Source organism: Sphingobacterium sp. FBM7-1 (assembly GCF_020687765.1).
GTDB lineage: Bacteria > Bacteroidota > Bacteroidia > Sphingobacteriales > Sphingobacteriaceae > Sphingobacterium.
Genome location: NZ_JAJEWJ010000007.1, coordinates 120,214 through 137,245, shown reverse-complemented (window position 1 = coordinate 137,245; position 17,032 = coordinate 120,214). Strand labels below are relative to the sequence as shown.

The following is a 17,032-nucleotide window of genomic DNA, read 5'->3' as shown; positions in this document are numbered from 1 at the left end:
CCGGAAAACTATTTGGTACTTCCCCGTGGAACTATCCCCCGTCCGCGCGGAAGTGAGCGATAACGGTATGATACGATATAGCTTCCGCGTCGACGTATTTCACTATCAGATCGAAGAAGCACCTATCTGCACAAAACCAAATTACTTCTGGACAGCGCGCCCTTTCTTCTTACCGGACCCCATGGGATTGGGATGGAACCGACGTATAACTATATTGAAGGGGCAAAGATCTATATAGATATATTTTACTTCAAGTTAGCAGTAAAAAGCTTCCATACCAGAGTTGAGGGTTCTGATATAAAAGCTGTTGACTTCGAAGTATCCCGGCATCACAAAAAGGAGGAGTCCGGCCTTACACCTTGCCTTTTAGAACGCTGTAACGAAAACGCGCCTCTTCTACTTCCTTTCGCCAGAGGCGCACCTGTCCGTCCTTTTTTAAAGTCGTCAGTTCGCCTTTGTCGCGCAGGTCCTGTATTTTCCAACGGCTAACTTTCAAGATGCCTTCCGCTTCCTTCACCGTTACCAAATCCTGTTCCGAAAAAGCTTTGTCTTGATCGGCTTTTCCTTCTGTCGAAGCTCGCTTCTTGCGCTTGCCATCCCTCTTGCGAATGGACAGGCGCGCTATTTCCTCTTGGATCGCGATATACGCTTTGATCAGCTTTTCCGCGGTCAGCGGCTTCTGTATATAATAAACTGCACGGTGGTCAAAGCAATCCTGCGGATTGACTTCAAAACCCGAGCAGAGGACGACAAACAGACGCGGCACAGAGAGATTGCCCGGGTTGACCAGATGTTGTACCTGTTTCATTACATCAAACCCGTCCAGTAAGGGCATATCGACATCGAGCAGGAGGATATCGGCATGCTCCTTCAGCAGATATACCAAGGCCTCTTTGGGGTCGGTCGTGGCTTTTTTCAGCCGTAGGGCGGGTACCAGTTCAACGATCCGCACCGCATAGTCGATGAACGCACGGTCATCATCCAATATCACCAGTTTTAGCTTTTTATTCATGGTTATATCTTTTTAGGTTATCGATCTGTATCTCCAGCCAAAAGCGATCCCCGTTTATTCCCGTGCGAAGGACTGCCCGGTTTCCGTAAACTTCTTTTAACCGCTGCTGGATATGCCGCAGCCCATGGCCACTGTCCGTCCGCTTCCACCGTGGCACTGCTGCTATGCCGTTCTCACTGTAGATACGAAGTGTCGAATCTTCGATCCGAATGTCAAGCAACGCGTGCGGCTCGCCCGGTAGATGATTGCCATGTTTGACCATATTCTTCGTGATACTGACCAGCAGGACGGGAGGAATCTGTACACCCCGGACATCGCCGCTCACCTTCACATCGATATCGTGGTCGCCTTCCATCGACAGGAAATGACGGGCAGCCGTAATCTCGTCTTCCAGGGGAACCGTGTGTCGGGGCGGACCGACGAAGTTCTGCGTGCCGTAATCCAATAGGTTGACCAAGTGGTTCAGCCGTTCCGAACTTATCCGGGTATTGGACAAGAGCCAACTACACACGCGACTGATGAGATTGCTCGAAAAATGGATAACAAGCGGATTGCGTTCGATCGTTTCTTTCCAGTATGGATGGTGACTATAGAAACCGACCAACGCTATCATATCATCCGGCCGGTATCGTGATAGCAGCCAGTCGATGCTGTCGAACAAGTATTTTTCGAACGCGAAGAAGATCATCCCGTATTTCGCAAAATTGAAATACCAGCCGAGGTAAAATCGGATATAATCTTGCCAGGGGTGTCCTACGCTTGGGCCTACCACGCCAGCGGATATCGGATTTTCTAAACCGTGGAACAGCAGATAGCCCGATATACCAAAAAGGGAAAAATTGGTCAATAACAGTATCGCAGCACGGACCGCCTGCCGCCGTCTTATATTCAGCACCAGCACATATCGTGCAGTATAGGCGACGCCGATACCAGCAACACCCGTAAGCAATAGCGCTAGGGCCCGCATCGCGGTGATTCCACCAGCTTCGCTATTGAATATAAGTAGGATGACGAGGTAGGACATCGATAAAGTGATATGGACAAACGCCCTGCGCCTCTCCAGCATACAAATAAATAGTTTCATGGTCTATATGATCAAATAAAATTTAGTGATGTATTCATCCCGGTTTATAGCCTCCGCTAGGGGCATAGTTAGCCATCATGTTTCACAACATTCTGACCGTCAGACCTAATTTCAGGAAAATATCTGTTAATTCCTAATTCGTGATTCATAAAGCCGTACCTATTAATTAGCGTCCTGAGCCTTTCGCGATCGTAAATAATGACTTGTAATATCGGCTGGAATACGATATTTTGGAAATAAAAAATCCCACGCATACCTTAATAAGGCACACGTGGGATCGCCATATATAATCCCCGTCTATATGACTTCTTTTTGGGTTATTCGTCTCGACTACCGCCGTCCGCTATCGCTTTTATCGTATAGCTATAGCTGTACGTTTTATCCATTAAGCGATATGGCTCGTGTGGCAATGAACCCCAACTATCATCTCCGGCTACACCGCGTTGCTTCCAGTCGACATGCAGTTGGATATCTTTTGATTTCTTCAATTGATAAGGATGCATCTGCTTTTTTGTCATGCCTGGATCCAATTCCTCCACAGCATAACGAGTAGCTGAAAACGCTATCGCTTGAACACCGGAGATTTCCAAGCCAACACCTTTATTGTTCAGCAACCGAAGCCATCGCACATCCGTTTTATTTCCAGATTCCTGCGGACGCATGTACTCTAAGAAATACTGGTTATCGACATTATCCTTATATATACCTATTTCCGAAGAATAGTTTCGATCGATATAATTTTCCCAAGGGCCACGTCCGTAGTAAGACAAGTTTTCAAACTGACTGTCTAATATCATCCGCATTCCAAAACGAGGTAATTCCGGCAATTCGCGATTGCCCATATCCATACTTGCTGTCACCGTAACAGACGCATCGGCATGCACGATATATTTTACCTCATAAGGTACATGAATGCCTGTTAATTCATAGCGTGTGACAATTTCGTATTGGTGAGTGCCTAGTTCCCTCACATCTACCGAGTTTACTTTTCGGTTCACATGTGCATTCCGCCATATCCCTAATTTTTCCGGCATACCATTTCCAAAATCATTGTCCGTAGGTGCACGCCAGAAATAAGGAATCGGAAAATTTTGTATCACGCTTGTACCGTTGACTGTATACTGCGTCAGCTCTCCTTTTTTCAAATCAAACGTGCCGCTGATTTTTCCATTGCTAAACGTTAATTTATCTGCTGTTTTCTCGATATCCAGCCCGTCGCTCTCATCTTGTCCTTGCTGCGCAAAATAGTCTCCGCTAATTTTCAGCTGTTCATGTGCTACCACGTGGCCAGCCGATAACAACGGTCGGTCATCTTTTAATAGGGCTTTTACATTCAGGAAGTACTCTTTATCTGCATCCATTGCCGGAAGCGATAACGTAACATTCTCCTTTTCTCCTGCTGCCGGATTTACCTCAAATTCACCTGTTTCTATCACGGTTCCATTTTCAATGACCTCCCATGTAAATGTGTAATCGGATAAATCTTTAAAATGAAAGCCATTGGTAATCGTTATTTTTCCATTACTGAGGTCTTCGGCAACAAAATCAATATTCTGATATACTTTCTTTACCTCATACGCGCCCGGATGTGGCACTGTACGGTCCGGGTTCACCAGCCCATCTGCAACAAAATTATCATCATTCTGCAAATGGAAACCACCAAGATCACCACCATATGCCCAGAACTTATTTCCATAGCCATCATCAGTCGCCATGCCGTGATCCATCCATTCCCAAATAAACCCTCCCTGTAGATGCGGGTAGGTCTTGATGATATCCCACAGATCTTTAAAGTTCCCTGTACTGTTACCCATGGCATGGGCATACTCGCACATAATATAAGGCCGCGACTTGTCGGTCGCTTTCGCATAGTTCCAGATACTGTTCATATGGGGGTACATCGGAGCAACAATATCCGTATTGCTGTTTTCGCCCGCTTGCTCAAACTGCACAGGGCGAAATGGGTCTCGTTCTTTCAGCCAATCGTAAGCCTCGTAGAACACCGGGCCATTACCGCACTCATTGCCCAGACTCCATATAATGACGCTCGGATGGTTCTTGCTCCGCTCAAACATGCGCTCGATACGGTCAAGGTGTGCTGCCTTCCACTCTTCCCGGTAAGCCGGATGGCGGTCTTTGTTGAACCAAGCCTGCCACTCCGCGCCCATACCGTGCGTCTCGATATTAGCTTCGTCCACCAGATACATTCCATATTCGTCGCACAGCTCGTACCATAAAGCATCGTTTGGATAATGCGCGTTCCGGACTGCATTGATGTTCAGTTCCTTCATCAATTGGATATCGCGGATCATGTCTTCTCGGCTCACAGCTCTGCCTTTTGTCGGGTGCTGTTCATGCCGGTTCACACCTTTTACATAGATAGGCACACCGTTCACCAACAATTGCGCATTTTTTATCTCTACCCTTCGAAACCCGGCGTGCACCGCCGTACGGGTCAACACTTCGCCTCTGTCGTTGACCAGCGTGTAGACGGCACGATACAAATGGGGTATCTCTCCGTTCCATTTATGGACATTGGGTATTCTTCGTTTTGCCTCTACAACGATAATGGAGTCTGTCGAGCGAAAACTATCTTCCTTTTTCCAGACCGATCTGCCCTCAAAAAACAATTCTGTCTGTAACTTTCCCCGTTGCTCGGTCTTTTCAAAATTGCGGATGGAAACCTTCGACGCAAACAGTCCATCTTTATACTTCGTATCTAAATCTGCCTGCTGCTCCACATCCCATATGGTCGTCTTCGGTAGCAATAGTAGGGACACATCACGGTCCAGTCCACCCAGACGCCACATATCTTGATCTTCCGAATAACTGCCGTCATGATATTTGAATACCTGTACAGCAATCGTATTTTCTCCGTCTTTCAAAGCATCGGTTACATCAAACTCGGCCTGCATTTTGGAGGTTTTATTCATACCTACTTTCTTTCCATTCACATAGATAACTGCATACCCGGAGATAGAACCGAACTGCAAGATAGCCTGTTTCGAGGACCAGTCCGCGGGTAGCGTAACGATTTTCCGGTAGGTACCCACCGGCACGTCATTTCCCACATAGGGCGGATTGGCCGGAAACGGATAGATGATATTCGTATAGATTGGAATTCCATGCCCGTGCATCTCCCAATTTGATGGAACTGGAAGGATGGCCCAATCGCTGTCATCCAACTCCTGCGTGTAAAAATCGGTAGGTCTGTCGGCAATAGTTTCCGAGAAGTGAAATTTCCAATCCCCATTTAAGGATACGAGTTGATTGGACGAGCGGGCCTCGCCCGAAATAGCTTGCTCCTGCGTATCATAGTAGCGCAAGGAGGCGCGCTGTTTCTCTTTATTAAAATCGAGTACCTTCGGGTTTTCCCATTCGTTGGTTTGTCCAACGGCGTTAAAACTCATCGAAAAAACAGCAATCAGGGTTGATAACAACTTAAAAAAGATTTTATTATTCATAGTACAATGTCCAAAATAGGTTTATTACTTTTTTGACTTTACAAATATGCCCCCTCCAACTGTAAATAGTAGGGCACAAACTCATATAAAAAGGGGGGTAATCTTGCGAAATGCCCACACATCCTACCAATATATCGTATAGAGTGCTGTCAGCGCTGCGACGACCAGCAATGCACCAATGGTAAAACTCCGAGATGTGCGGAACATACTTGGATCAGTCTCGAAGCCCACCGGCACTACACCACGCCTATTATCCCATTTGCTGATGAGTACCATTCCTGCGATACAGCTCACGAAAACGATCGCAATCCGATCGATAAACGGAATTTCATATACGCCTGCTGTTGTAGGTACAGCAAACCCGATTCCGGCAAGAAACGAAAGATCAACCAGTAAGGGAAGAAATTTCAACAGCATGGACATCACAAAGCCGCCGATGGTCGCAAAAAGTGCCGCGTTAGACGTTGTTTTCTTCCAAAAGAATCCTAATAGGAACATCGCAAATATCCCCGGTGATACAAAACCCGTATATTCTTGGATATACTGAAACCCACCTTTTTTATCAATACCGAGATAGGGCGCAATCAAAACCGCTAAAATCATAGAAATTATAATGGTGATTTTCCCCGTATCAACCAATCGTTTTTCGTCCGCATCTTTGTTGATAATTTTTTTATATATATCCAACGTGAAAATAGTCGCTACACTATTGGCTTTACCGGCCAGCGACGCCACCACGGCTGCCGTCAAGGCTGCAAAGGATAATCCTTTCAAACCTGTAGGCAGCAGGTTCAGCAACACTGGATAGGCTCGATCGGGGTTGATATCATCGCCCAAACCCATTTCCTGCTGGAAAAGTCCATCTTTATAAAGCACATAGCAGGCGATTCCCGGTAATACCACGATAATCGGCATCACGAGCTTGATACCGGCCGCGAAGAGCAAACCGTTCCGCGCTGTGTTAAGATCGGCTCCTAACGCCCTCTGGGTAATGTATTGGTTACAGCCCCAATAGCTGAGATTCACCACCCATAGCCCACCTACTAATACGGACAGGCCCGGCAGATCAATATAATGTTCATCTTCCGGCCTAAAAATCATTTGGAAATGTTCGGGTGCCTTTTTTACGATCGTTCCATAGGCCTCCAAAATTCCATTGCTCCCGTAATGGTTAGCCACCAAATCCAAAGCCAGGTAGGTTGTGGCCAACCCGCCGAGGATAAGAAAGAATACTTGGATAACATCCGTATAGCCAATCACTTTCATTCCACCTAGTGTAATCAAAATCGCAAAAAATGCCAGTCCGTACATACAGAACGTCAGGCTTAACCCCGACACGCTGCTAACAGCGAGTGCACCAAGAAATAAGATGGAAGTGAGATTGACGACGACATAGAGCATTAGCCAAAATACCGCCATAATCATAGCTACCGTCCCGTTATATCTTTTCGAAAGGAATTCGGGCATCGTCGAAATCTTGTTTTTGAGATAAACAGGTAGAAAGAAGATGGCAACGACAAGCAATGCCGCCGCGCCCATCCACTCATAGGATGCAATGGCCAATCCCATCATGAAGCCCGACCCGCTCATACCGATAAATTGCTCGGCCGAAATATTAGAGGCAATAATAGATGCACCGATAGCCCACCAGGTCAGTGATCCTTCGGCAAGAAAATAATCTTTTGAAGAGGCCGTCTTTGCTTTCTTCTTGTAATAGATATACAGGCCATAGCCTGCCACTATAAGAAAGTAAAATAGAAATACAATATAATCTTTAATATCCATGCTCGTTAACTATTTCGGTACCATTCTTTAATTCCACCCGGTATTCGTCCAGCGCGAGGCCAAACTGCTCTTGATATTTAACGCGTAGTGCTGACAAAAGCTCCTCGACAAAATCCTGATGTACGATGTTTATCGTACAGCCTCCAAAGCCCCCTCCCATCATTCTGGCGCCTAATACTTCGGGAAATTGCCTTACATAATCGACTAGGAAGTCCAACTCCGCGCAGCTCACCTCATAATCCTTGCTCAATCCGGTGTGTGTCGCAAACATGTTTTGCCCCATCGCCTGCAGGTTTCCTTGTATTAAGTATGCACAGGATTCTTCTACCCGTTGAATTTCCTCTACCACGAATTTTGCTTTGACGAACGCTTCTTTATCCTTTTCCAACACCACCCTTTCCAACATATCGACATTGGCGTCCCGTAGGCTGCGCACATCCGGATACTCAGGCTGTAAATATGCCACGGCCTGCTCGCACTTTTCACGGCGCTGATTATAGGCCGAAGAAGCCAGCGAGTGCTTCACATTGGTATTTAACAGCAGCAACACATAATCTCCCATCTGCATAGGTACATACGTGTGGCTTAAATCCCGACAATCCAATTTAATGACGTGCCCGTCTTTTCCAAACAGAGAGGCAAATTGATCCATGATTCCACACTTGACACCGATATAGGTATGTTCACAACGCTGTCCCATGAGCGCTAGTTCCATTCGATCCATGCCCATATCAAAAAGTTCATTCAAGGCAAATCCTGTCGCAGATTCCAGCGCCGCAGATGAGGACATCCCCGCTCCTAACGGAACATCTCCATAAAAGGTCATATCGAATCCCGAGGGCAGCTTTTCTTTCAATTGGTCTGCCATACCTAATATGTAGTTTGCCCAATGTGTCGAAAGTGTATGCGATGTCTCTACAGCACTTATAACGGTTTCATTAAAATTAAGCGAATACAGGTATATCTTGCTGTCCGTTCTACGGGAAATGCCTACATAGATATATTTATCCACGGCTGCCGGAAGAACAAACCCTTCATTATAGTCGGTATGCTCGCCGATGATATTGATGCGGCCCGGGGAACGGACTACAAGCGGCTCTTCACCAAACTCCTTTACATGGTGCGTTTGTACCTGTTGTATGATCTTATTCATTTCTTTTTTGTTTATAGTGTACATCAGAAAGTTGTTGCAGCCGCTCGGCAGCCACCTCAGGCGTAATATCGCGTTGGGCGTCTGCCAACATTTCATAGCCAACCATAAATTTTTTGACCGTAGCCGAGCGTAGTAAAGGCGGATAGAAATGCATATGCCAATGCCATCCCTCTTGATTTCCGCTATTGACAGGTGCTTGATGCATACCCGCAGAATAAGGAAAGGATGTTTCGAAAAGATTGTCATACCGTACGGTGAGCTTTCCGATAATCGCAGCGAGATCTTGTTTTTCCTCTTTTGTAAAATCCAGAATCGTCTGCACTTCACGTTTGCTGATAAGCATAGTTTCGAACGGCCACTTTGCCCAAAAAGGCACGAGTGCGACAAAAGAGGTGTTTTCTAGGATAATTCGCTCTTTTTTCGCGCACTCTGCCACCAAGTAGGCATTCAACATCGTTTGCTTGTGTTGTTGATAATAATCCTGTTGGCGTTGCCCTTCCGTTAGGATATTACTGGGTATACCGCTCTGTGCCCATATCTGGCCATGCGGATGAGGATTGCTGCATCCCATCATAGCACCTTTGTTTTCGAAAATCTGTATATACTTGATCCATTCCTTTTTGGAGAGCTCCCGGAATTCGTCTTGCCATACATTGACAACCTCTGTCAATGCAGCCACATCCATTTCGGCCAAGGTCAGGTCGTGGCGTGGACTGAAACAAACGACCTTACAGATTCCTCTTTCGGGCGTCGCAAGGAAAAGATCATCGTTATTCGGCACCAATTTATGGTCTGCATCCAGCAGAGCTGCATAATCGTTCACAAATACAAAACTGTCTTTATATTGTGGATTATGATCACCCTCTGCGCGGCGATTTCCAGGACAGAGATAACAGCTTGGCTCGTAAGCTGGTCGGCTGTCCGCGACGTTTTTTTCAACTTGCCCTTGCCAAGGTCGCTTACTACGATGGGGAGAAACAAGAATGCGTTCGCCCGTTAAAATGTCGATCCGCGTATGAGGATCAGTGGTTATATCAAAATTCATATTATGTAACACGGTTTATGTTGTCGAAACAAAGATGGCGGCAAATGCAGAAATATATAGGGCGTAAACTCGTATAAAAAGGGGGACAATCCGGTGAAAATAGGATCCGAAACATCACGACAGCCACTTTCTTCTCCGATTCGCCCAAAATACCTTATATTTGTTTTTAGCAAAAAGCCAAACCAATCGTTAAAAAACTATGTACATGAGCATATATCCTGGTTATATATATATCATACGAAGATTCATCCTGATAGCCGTCTCACTGTCGGTATACCTCGGTCATGCCCAGGTCCAGCAGCTTGGCATGGACGACGGATTGTCTAACAATTCCGTCAAGAGTATTTTTCAAGACCACCAAGGGTATATGTGGTTTGGCACGTCAGACGGACTCAACCGTTATGACGGCTATGAAATACGTTCTTACCGTAATCAATTGCACAACCCCCGCTCGCTGCCACACAACTATATCTATTGTGTCACGGAAGATTTGCTTCAGCAGTTGTGGATTGGTACAGGGCAAGGAGTAGGAATATACAACCGGAATTTTGATACCTTCAGTAGATTACGCTTCCACCCCCATTGGGATGTAAACGACACGCAAGTGCTTGCCGCCGATGCCAAGACCATCGCCGTGGATACATTTAACAATGTATACGTCGGAACCAACGGATGGGGCTTGTTCGTTAAAAATGCGGAGCAGGATGTAGCAGACTGGATCCCTCTTCAGGCAGAACAACAAGGCAAGGACGAATATTATTATCATGTCTCGGTGTTACACGTCGATGAAGACAATACAATATGGGTTTTCATCAACGAGAAAGGCTTATTCCAATACGAACCAGCCAGCCAGAAATTTCAGTTGATGAACGATAGTGTGTCGACTGCGTCGGCACTACTGTCGGATAACGCCGGTGGCTTGCTTCTTGGCAACGGAGATGGTCTCTATGTCTATGACATCGACAGTCAACAGTATGTTGCCAGGGTTGATTCAGAACTCCGTTCTCCTAGCGTCGAACAACTTGCTTTGGACAAGGATAACAATGTTTGGTTGGCGACAAAAAATGGGGTTGAGCATTTGGACGTCCGAAAAAAACAGGTGCTAGGATCTTTCTGGAACAGCCATGACTACAACTCGCTTTCCAGTAATGCAATCTATACCGTCTATATCGATCAGGAACAACGCAAGTGGATCGGCACGTCGAAAGGCGGCGTAAATATACTCGATCCTTCCAAGCACAAGTTCAAAATGGATGACGCCCTTTGGGAGATCTCAAAACGTTTACCTAATCGCTTCGTCCGCAGTTTCCTGGAAACAAAATCTGGCGAGCTGTGGATCGGAACAGAAGGGGGCGGTCTCGGTATCTGGGATCAGCAGACAAATGCTTTTAAAACGATCAAAAAAGGACAAGAAGGGCTAACGGATAATGTCATCAACAGCATGGCTGTAGACCATAATGGCGACATATGGATGGCGACCTCAAACGGCATTCAGCGGTACAATGCTGGCACCGGCTTCAAACGGTATCCCTGCTATGCCGAAAATGGAAGAGAAAATAACCATATCCAGATTGTCCTGGCAGACGATCAGCAAACACTCTGGGCGGCCACATTTGGTTACGGACGGCTTTATCGATATAACCCCGAAAAAGATGCTTTCGAGATCTTTTCTTCGGAAGCCAATGATATCAACACGCTGATTTCGGCGGGGAGAGATTATCTATGGGGCGGAAATTATCACGAGCTTCTTAAAATAGATAAACGCACGGGTGCCTTTAAAAGATATGAAATAGGAAAACCTGTCCGGGCTATCTATCTAGACGGACCGGACCACATGTGGATAGGGACTGAAGGTCGAGGGCTTATTTTATTTAATCGATCGACGGATAGTATCGAGAACACGTTTGCAGACAAGGAAGGCTTACGTAATAACTCGGTGCTCAGTATTGAAAAAGATGATTCGGGACATCTTTGGTTAAGTACCTTCGACGGGCTTTCCCGATTTGATCCGGAAACAAACGAGTTCACCAATTTCGACCGCTCCGATGGTTTACAAAGTAATGAGTTCTCGTATGGTGCATCCCTGCATTTGCAAGACGGTAGGCTCGCTTTTGGTGGCGTCAATGGTTTCAACCTCTTTTACCCGGATAGCATTTCTTCCCGAAACTACACGCCCAAAATGGCGATTACAGCGATACGGATCAACAACAAATTGCTGCGGGATTCTACCTATCGTGTGCAGTTGGATAGCGAGTATCACATCCACAAAATCACATTGCCTTATGATGAGGCTATCTTATCCCTTAATTTTGTGGCTTTAGAATTTTCCTCACCGCACAAAATCAGATACCGATACATGCTTGAAGGGTTGGATAAGGAGTGGAATATGGCCGGAACGACCCGCGCCATTAACTACAATAACCTGCGGGAAGGCTCCTACACCTTACTGATTGAATCGACAAATGCAGAGGGAGAATGGAGCAACCAGCCAACGGAACTGCATATTAAGGTGCTTCCGCCATGGTACCGTTCCTGGTGGGCGTACATTATTTATGTGGGAGTTGCATTGGGTCTGTTACGGCTGTATATCCAGTATCGTCACCGCCAAACTGCACTCAAATATGAGGTGGAACTTGCTAATTTCACTGCGAAGAAAGAACGGGAACTCAATGAGAAGCGTCAATCTTTCTTCACGAACGTATCGCACGAATTCCGGACACCATTAACCCTGATTATCAACCCCATAAAGGACCTGTTACGAGAGAGTACAGATAGTCAGGAGAAAGCCAAGCTTAACATGGTGAAACGCAACACCAAACGGCTCCTGAGCCTTGTTGACCAACTGCTGTTGTTCCGGAAGGCAGAAAACGAAGTGGAGAACCTGAAGATGAGTCGTCTTGATATCGTCACTTTTACGCGTGAAATATTTCTCTGCTTCCAACACCAAGCACAGCAACTGCATATTCAGTATACCTTTGAAACAGATGTAGAACGTGCTGAAATTGTTTCCGATAATGAAAAGCTAGAAATCATCCTTTACAACTTACTTTCCAATGCTTTTAAGTTTACTCCAGAAAATGGGCATATAACCCTGCATATAAAATGCACATCTACGCAGGTAATCTTACAGGTATCTGATACAGGCGTGGGTATCCCTGCGGAAGTTGGGAACAGTATCTTTACGAAATTTTATTCCGACCATCGAAAAGGTGTAACACAAAAACCGGGGTTCGGCATTGGTATGTACCTTTCCAAAACATTTGTGGATATGTTGGATGGCGAGATATCTTATGAAAGTACTGTCGGCGTTGGCACGACCTTTACCATTGCATTGCCAAACAATGCCGATATGCTTCCCGCACATACGTATCTTCCCGAAACAGATACGCATTTATCCGTGATACAAGAACTTATAGCAGAAGACAATCCATTAGCCAATACTGATGAGACGGGGGAAGAGCAGGTTCCAACCCTGAAGGAAACAGAAATCGTGCAAACGGCAAGTCTGTTGGTTGTGGACGACGATAAACAGCTGCGAGAGTATCTTGCACAACTTTTCCGCGACAAATATATTCTCCATATCGCCAAGGATGGTGTAGAAGCGTTGGATATCGTCAAAAAACACCAGCCCGAAATTGTCATTAGCGACGTGATGATGGATCGCATGAACGGGATCGAATTATGTGCTGAAATCAAATCAAACCCTGCGTACGGTCATATTCAAGTAATCCTGCTCACGAGCAGTCCGTCCGACAGACACAAGTTAGAAGGTGTGGAAGAGGGTGCTGACGACTACATCAGCAAGCCATTCGATGCCGATTTATTAAAGGCACGAGTCTCTGCACTCATCAAAAATCGAAAAAACTTACAGCAGTTTTTCTATAATGCTATTACGCTGCAGTCCAACGATCTTAAGATATCTTCCAAAGACAAGGAATTTATTGAGCTTTGCATCCAACAAGTCGAAAAATATATCCGAAATGAAAACTTTAATGTTAAAATGCTGGCAGAAGAAATGAGCATGAGCTATTCGAGCCTTTATAAGCGCGTGAAAGCCATCTCGGGGAAAACGGCCAACGAGCTAATACGGGATATTCGCTTACGAAAAGCTGCTCAACTATTCATTGACACCGATATGAAAGTGAACGAAGTAGCGAACGAAACGGGTTTCTATGATGTGAAGTATTTCCGCGTTCAATTCAGCAAGCTCTTTGATATGAACCCTTCGGATTATATAAAGAAATATCGTAAAGCGTTTCAGAATGAATTTAGGGTAAAGCGTAATGATTGATGGTAAAAAAAGGAAATCCGCATAACGCGGATTTCCAACACTAAACTAATTGAATTAAAATAGATAATCTTATATCTCGGCGCACCGCCTCACTTCTCGTCGAATACACTCAAATCCCATTTGTTAAACCATTTTAACACCGGCATCCCATCCTCAAATAATACCGGCAACCATACATAGCGGCCATCAATTGGGTTCTCGGGACGCCAACGGTCTGCCATAAAGATGAACGCGTCTTTCTTGCCAGCGACAGGTAATATATAGGTGCTTTGGGAATGAAAAGTGAGCTCGGCACCTTTTCCGACAGCTGGGTTGGGATGTAATGTCCATTCGCCCAGCACATGATCTGCAGTGAGCAGCCGCGCTTCATTGGGATCCCAACCGGTACATCCCGACGTAATCATAAAGTACTTGCCGTCCTTCTTAAAGATAGCCGGGGCCTCATTATGTCCTGCCGGGGCGATCCGGATATATTTTCCTGTATAACTTAGGTAGTCTTCAGTTAGTTCTGCAATATGAAGGGTAAGGTTGTCTTCCGATGAATAAATATGATATCCTTTCTGATCATCGTCCACAAAGAGCGTCATGTCACGCGACATCTGTCCGCTTTCGAAGTCACGACGTACAAACAATCCGTTTTCAATAGCTTTCGTCCATTCCGGTGTCCACCATTCATAATCTTCCACCTTATCCGTCGCATTCCGTTGGGCTTCCGTCATGTTTAGCGGCCATTCTCCCGGATTCACGCGGTCATTTTTAACAAGCTCATACGGACCGGTCGGTTTATCGCTCACGGCAACCCCGACATGCGCAGCCTCATATCCCTGTCCTTTTAGCTCCAAATGGAAATACATCACAAACTTTCCAGTCGTTTCGTTATAAATGACTTTGGGCCGTTCGATGGTGCTCCCTGCCACTATCGGACTTGTATTGTCCTTACTTACGGCTAACGCCACCCCTTCGTCGCTCCAGTTGTATAGGTCAGACGACGAGTAACAGGTAACGCCCACCCAAGCGGCGTTCGATCTTTCGCCTTTGTGTTCGCCGAACCAATAATACTGACCTTCATGATATAAAACACCCCCACCGTGGGCATTGATAAGTCGTTGGTTATTGTCGAACCAAAGTTTCCCAGGATGGAATTCCGTTTCTTGCGCCCGAACGTGGACGAATGCAAAGAAAGCCGCAAGGGTGATGATTAGATATTTGTAGTTCAAAATTTTCATATTCATGATTGTAAATTTTTAGATGTTACTGTTAAATGGCATCTTTCGGGCAGATCAAGAAACTAAAGCCCGCGGCCCCGCCACCTCCATTTTCCAAACGCACCAACACTTTATTCCAACCTTGTCGGAAATTGAATGTTACGATGTGTTCATCAATATTGTACCAGCTTGTTCCCCTATCCTGCCATACATCCTGCCCATTGATCCAAACCCGTCCACTATCATCGGTACCCATCGCGACCAACATCGAGGCTGCCTCATCAAAGTAAAGCTCGGTATATGCGTAATAGGTCGCACTTCCAGTCGTGACGGGGGGCACGTTGTGCATGGATTCACTTTGCATAAAACGCCAACGTAATGTGCCATCCAGTTTCACACGTGGCCCTACCATCTTCAGCGGATGGGCATCCGTTTCGGCGATCCCCTCGCCTATTTTCCCATCGGTATACACGGCATCAAAATCTACGGCAATTTCTGGGGGGTGCACCACGGCAAAATCATCCCTTCCATAGCTTTCCCACGGGCCGATCATATACCAGGAATTAACGTATAGCCAACCTTTCCGTTCTGCATCTTTAGAAATCCGTCTCCCCGGCAAGGCTTGTGCTTTTACCATTTCAGGATCCAGCTTTGGCCCCGAATACGGCGCCATCGGTGCTTTTGGACCATCATCGTTACTAAATCCGATGGCCATACCGCCATCTCCTTCCCCGTTGCCCCCAGGTTGTCCACTGCTGTTCCCTCCCGGTCTATTCATCGAGCGACCGCCTCCGAATAGCCCTTCTAAACGTGCCCCTGCCAATCCTGCTTGGCGAGACGCCTGGTCTAATAGGCCGCGGTACTTATTCAAATCGCCTGTAGATCGCACAGCTATATCAGCGGCTTTCTCCAAACCGTCAAATTGTTGTGCCGCAAGATTATCAAAAGAAGGCATAGACGAGCTGCTCATCGTCAAGGAGGCGTAGACCTCCGGAAAAGAAAGCCCATCTGTAAGTGTTCTTTTTGCAGCATTGACCGCCACGTTCCGTTTTTGAATCTCCTGTTCATATTGTCGTAGTCGCTCATACATCGCAGCAGCACTAGCGTCAGCTGGCAAAGGTGGAGAACCCGCTTGTGGGATATTACGTGCGGCGGATACGTCGTTCGCATCTCGTGGTGCGCCCGTAGGCAGTTGACGTTGCTCCACTCGATCCAATGCGGCATTGCTATGCTCTCGCATCTTGTCCACCATCTGCTGGAAACGTTGTAATTGCGAACGCAATTGCATTTTTGTCATCTGTTCTGCTTTCGCAGCCATCTCATCGGCGTGCTCTTTGGGCAATGGACGCGTTTTTTGTTGCTCTTTTCGGGCGTTGGAAGGCTTTTTGACCGTCTGTGTCCGTGGTTTTATAGCTTTTCGCACATTTTCTTTTTCCGCTGGTTTAAACACTCCCTGTCCGGTACTCCGACCACTTTCCTGCATCAACAAATAGGCTATGCCACCACAGATCAATAGCGCTCCCAACCACGCGATGGTGATCACACCATAATGTCGTTTGCGCCTACCCTTTGTTGTAGTTTTCGTCATAAGTTCTAATCCCTATATTCGTCAGATTGTAAAACTGACAGGCATCCATAATTTCAACAAAGCGCCCAAAAGGGGCCTCCTTGTCCATATCAATCCGTATACGTCGATCAGGTTGCGTGATACTGACGTCCCGTAGTTGCTCCAATAGAAAGTTGGTGGAGCAATGTTCTCCTTCCCAAAAGATCTGTCCGCTATAATCAAGTCCGACTATCGCCTGCTTATCATCGGGTTTCATTTTGATGGCTGCGGTAGAAGCCGGTAAATCGACGTCGATATCCTTGTTTTTCACTTTCGTCATGCTCGACACCAAAAAGAATATCAACAACAGAAACACGCAATCGATCAAGGGCGACATCGAGATTTCCGGTTCGTCGTCGTTATTATCGTAATTCAATTTCATATCAC

Annotated in this window: 10 protein-coding genes; 1 reads left to right on the top strand and 9 read right to left on the bottom strand. The window is 46.2% G+C overall.

Features of this window, described 5'->3' with window-relative positions:
- Positions 1 to 352: 352 nt before the first annotated feature.
- From LKO28_RS12515 to LKO28_RS12490, 6 genes are all read right to left on the bottom strand, one after another.
- Complete coding sequence (locus tag LKO28_RS12515) at positions 353 to 1,012, bottom strand: response regulator (protein WP_227695242.1); 660 nt, start codon at positions 1,010 to 1,012, stop codon at positions 353 to 355.
- Positions 1,005 to 2,096 carry a hypothetical protein gene (locus tag LKO28_RS12510; RefSeq protein WP_227695241.1) on the bottom strand — a complete coding sequence of 364 codons (1,092 nt, stop codon included), beginning with the start codon at positions 2,094 to 2,096 and terminating at the stop codon, positions 1,005 to 1,007. Before LKO28_RS12510 ends, LKO28_RS12515 begins: the two co-directional genes overlap by 8 nt.
- Positions 2,097 to 2,413: 317 nt before the next feature.
- Positions 2,414 to 5,560: a glycoside hydrolase family 2 TIM barrel-domain containing protein gene (locus LKO28_RS12505; protein ID WP_227695240.1), complete on the bottom strand. Its 3,147-nt coding sequence runs from the start codon at positions 5,558 to 5,560 to the stop codon at positions 2,414 to 2,416.
- Positions 5,561 to 5,683: 123 nt separating this feature from the next.
- The gene (locus LKO28_RS12500) at positions 5,684 to 7,345 is read right to left on the bottom strand and encodes a sodium:solute symporter family transporter (RefSeq protein ID WP_227695239.1); all 1,662 of its coding nucleotides are present in this window, start codon (positions 7,343 to 7,345) and stop codon (positions 5,684 to 5,686) included.
- Positions 7,335 to 8,498: a galactokinase gene (gene galK, locus LKO28_RS12495; RefSeq protein ID WP_227695238.1), complete on the bottom strand. Its 1,164-nt coding sequence runs from the start codon at positions 8,496 to 8,498 to the stop codon at positions 7,335 to 7,337. Before galK ends, LKO28_RS12500 begins: the two co-directional genes overlap by 11 nt.
- The gene (locus LKO28_RS12490) at positions 8,491 to 9,543 is read right to left on the bottom strand and encodes a UDP-glucose--hexose-1-phosphate uridylyltransferase (RefSeq protein WP_227695237.1); all 1,053 of its coding nucleotides are present in this window, start codon (positions 9,541 to 9,543) and stop codon (positions 8,491 to 8,493) included. The genes galK and LKO28_RS12490 overlap by 8 nt, the downstream gene beginning before the upstream one ends.
- Before the next feature lie 205 nt (positions 9,544 to 9,748).
- On the opposite strand from LKO28_RS12490, the gene LKO28_RS12485 reads away from it, so the two are divergent.
- Complete coding sequence (locus LKO28_RS12485) at positions 9,749 to 13,834, top strand: two-component regulator propeller domain-containing protein (RefSeq protein ID WP_227695236.1); 4,086 nt, start codon at positions 9,749 to 9,751, stop codon at positions 13,832 to 13,834.
- Positions 13,835 to 13,923: 89 nt separating this feature from the next.
- On the opposite strand, the gene LKO28_RS12480 is transcribed toward LKO28_RS12485, so the two are convergent.
- From LKO28_RS12480 to LKO28_RS12470, 3 genes are read right to left on the bottom strand one after another with little or no spacing between them, the layout of a single operon-like run.
- Positions 13,924 to 15,066 carry a glycoside hydrolase family 43 protein gene (locus LKO28_RS12480; RefSeq protein ID WP_227695234.1) on the bottom strand — a complete coding sequence of 381 codons (1,143 nt, stop codon included), beginning with the start codon at positions 15,064 to 15,066 and terminating at the stop codon, positions 13,924 to 13,926.
- Between the two features lie 25 nt (positions 15,067 to 15,091).
- The gene (locus tag LKO28_RS12475) at positions 15,092 to 16,627 is read right to left on the bottom strand and encodes a hypothetical protein (protein ID WP_227695232.1); all 1,536 of its coding nucleotides are present in this window, start codon (positions 16,625 to 16,627) and stop codon (positions 15,092 to 15,094) included.
- A complete protein-coding gene (locus tag LKO28_RS12470; protein ID WP_227695231.1) occupies positions 16,602 to 17,027 on the bottom strand; it encodes an ExbD/TolR family protein in 426 nt (141 codons plus the stop codon). Before LKO28_RS12470 ends, LKO28_RS12475 begins: the two co-directional genes overlap by 26 nt.
- Positions 17,028 to 17,032 lie beyond the last annotated feature (5 nt).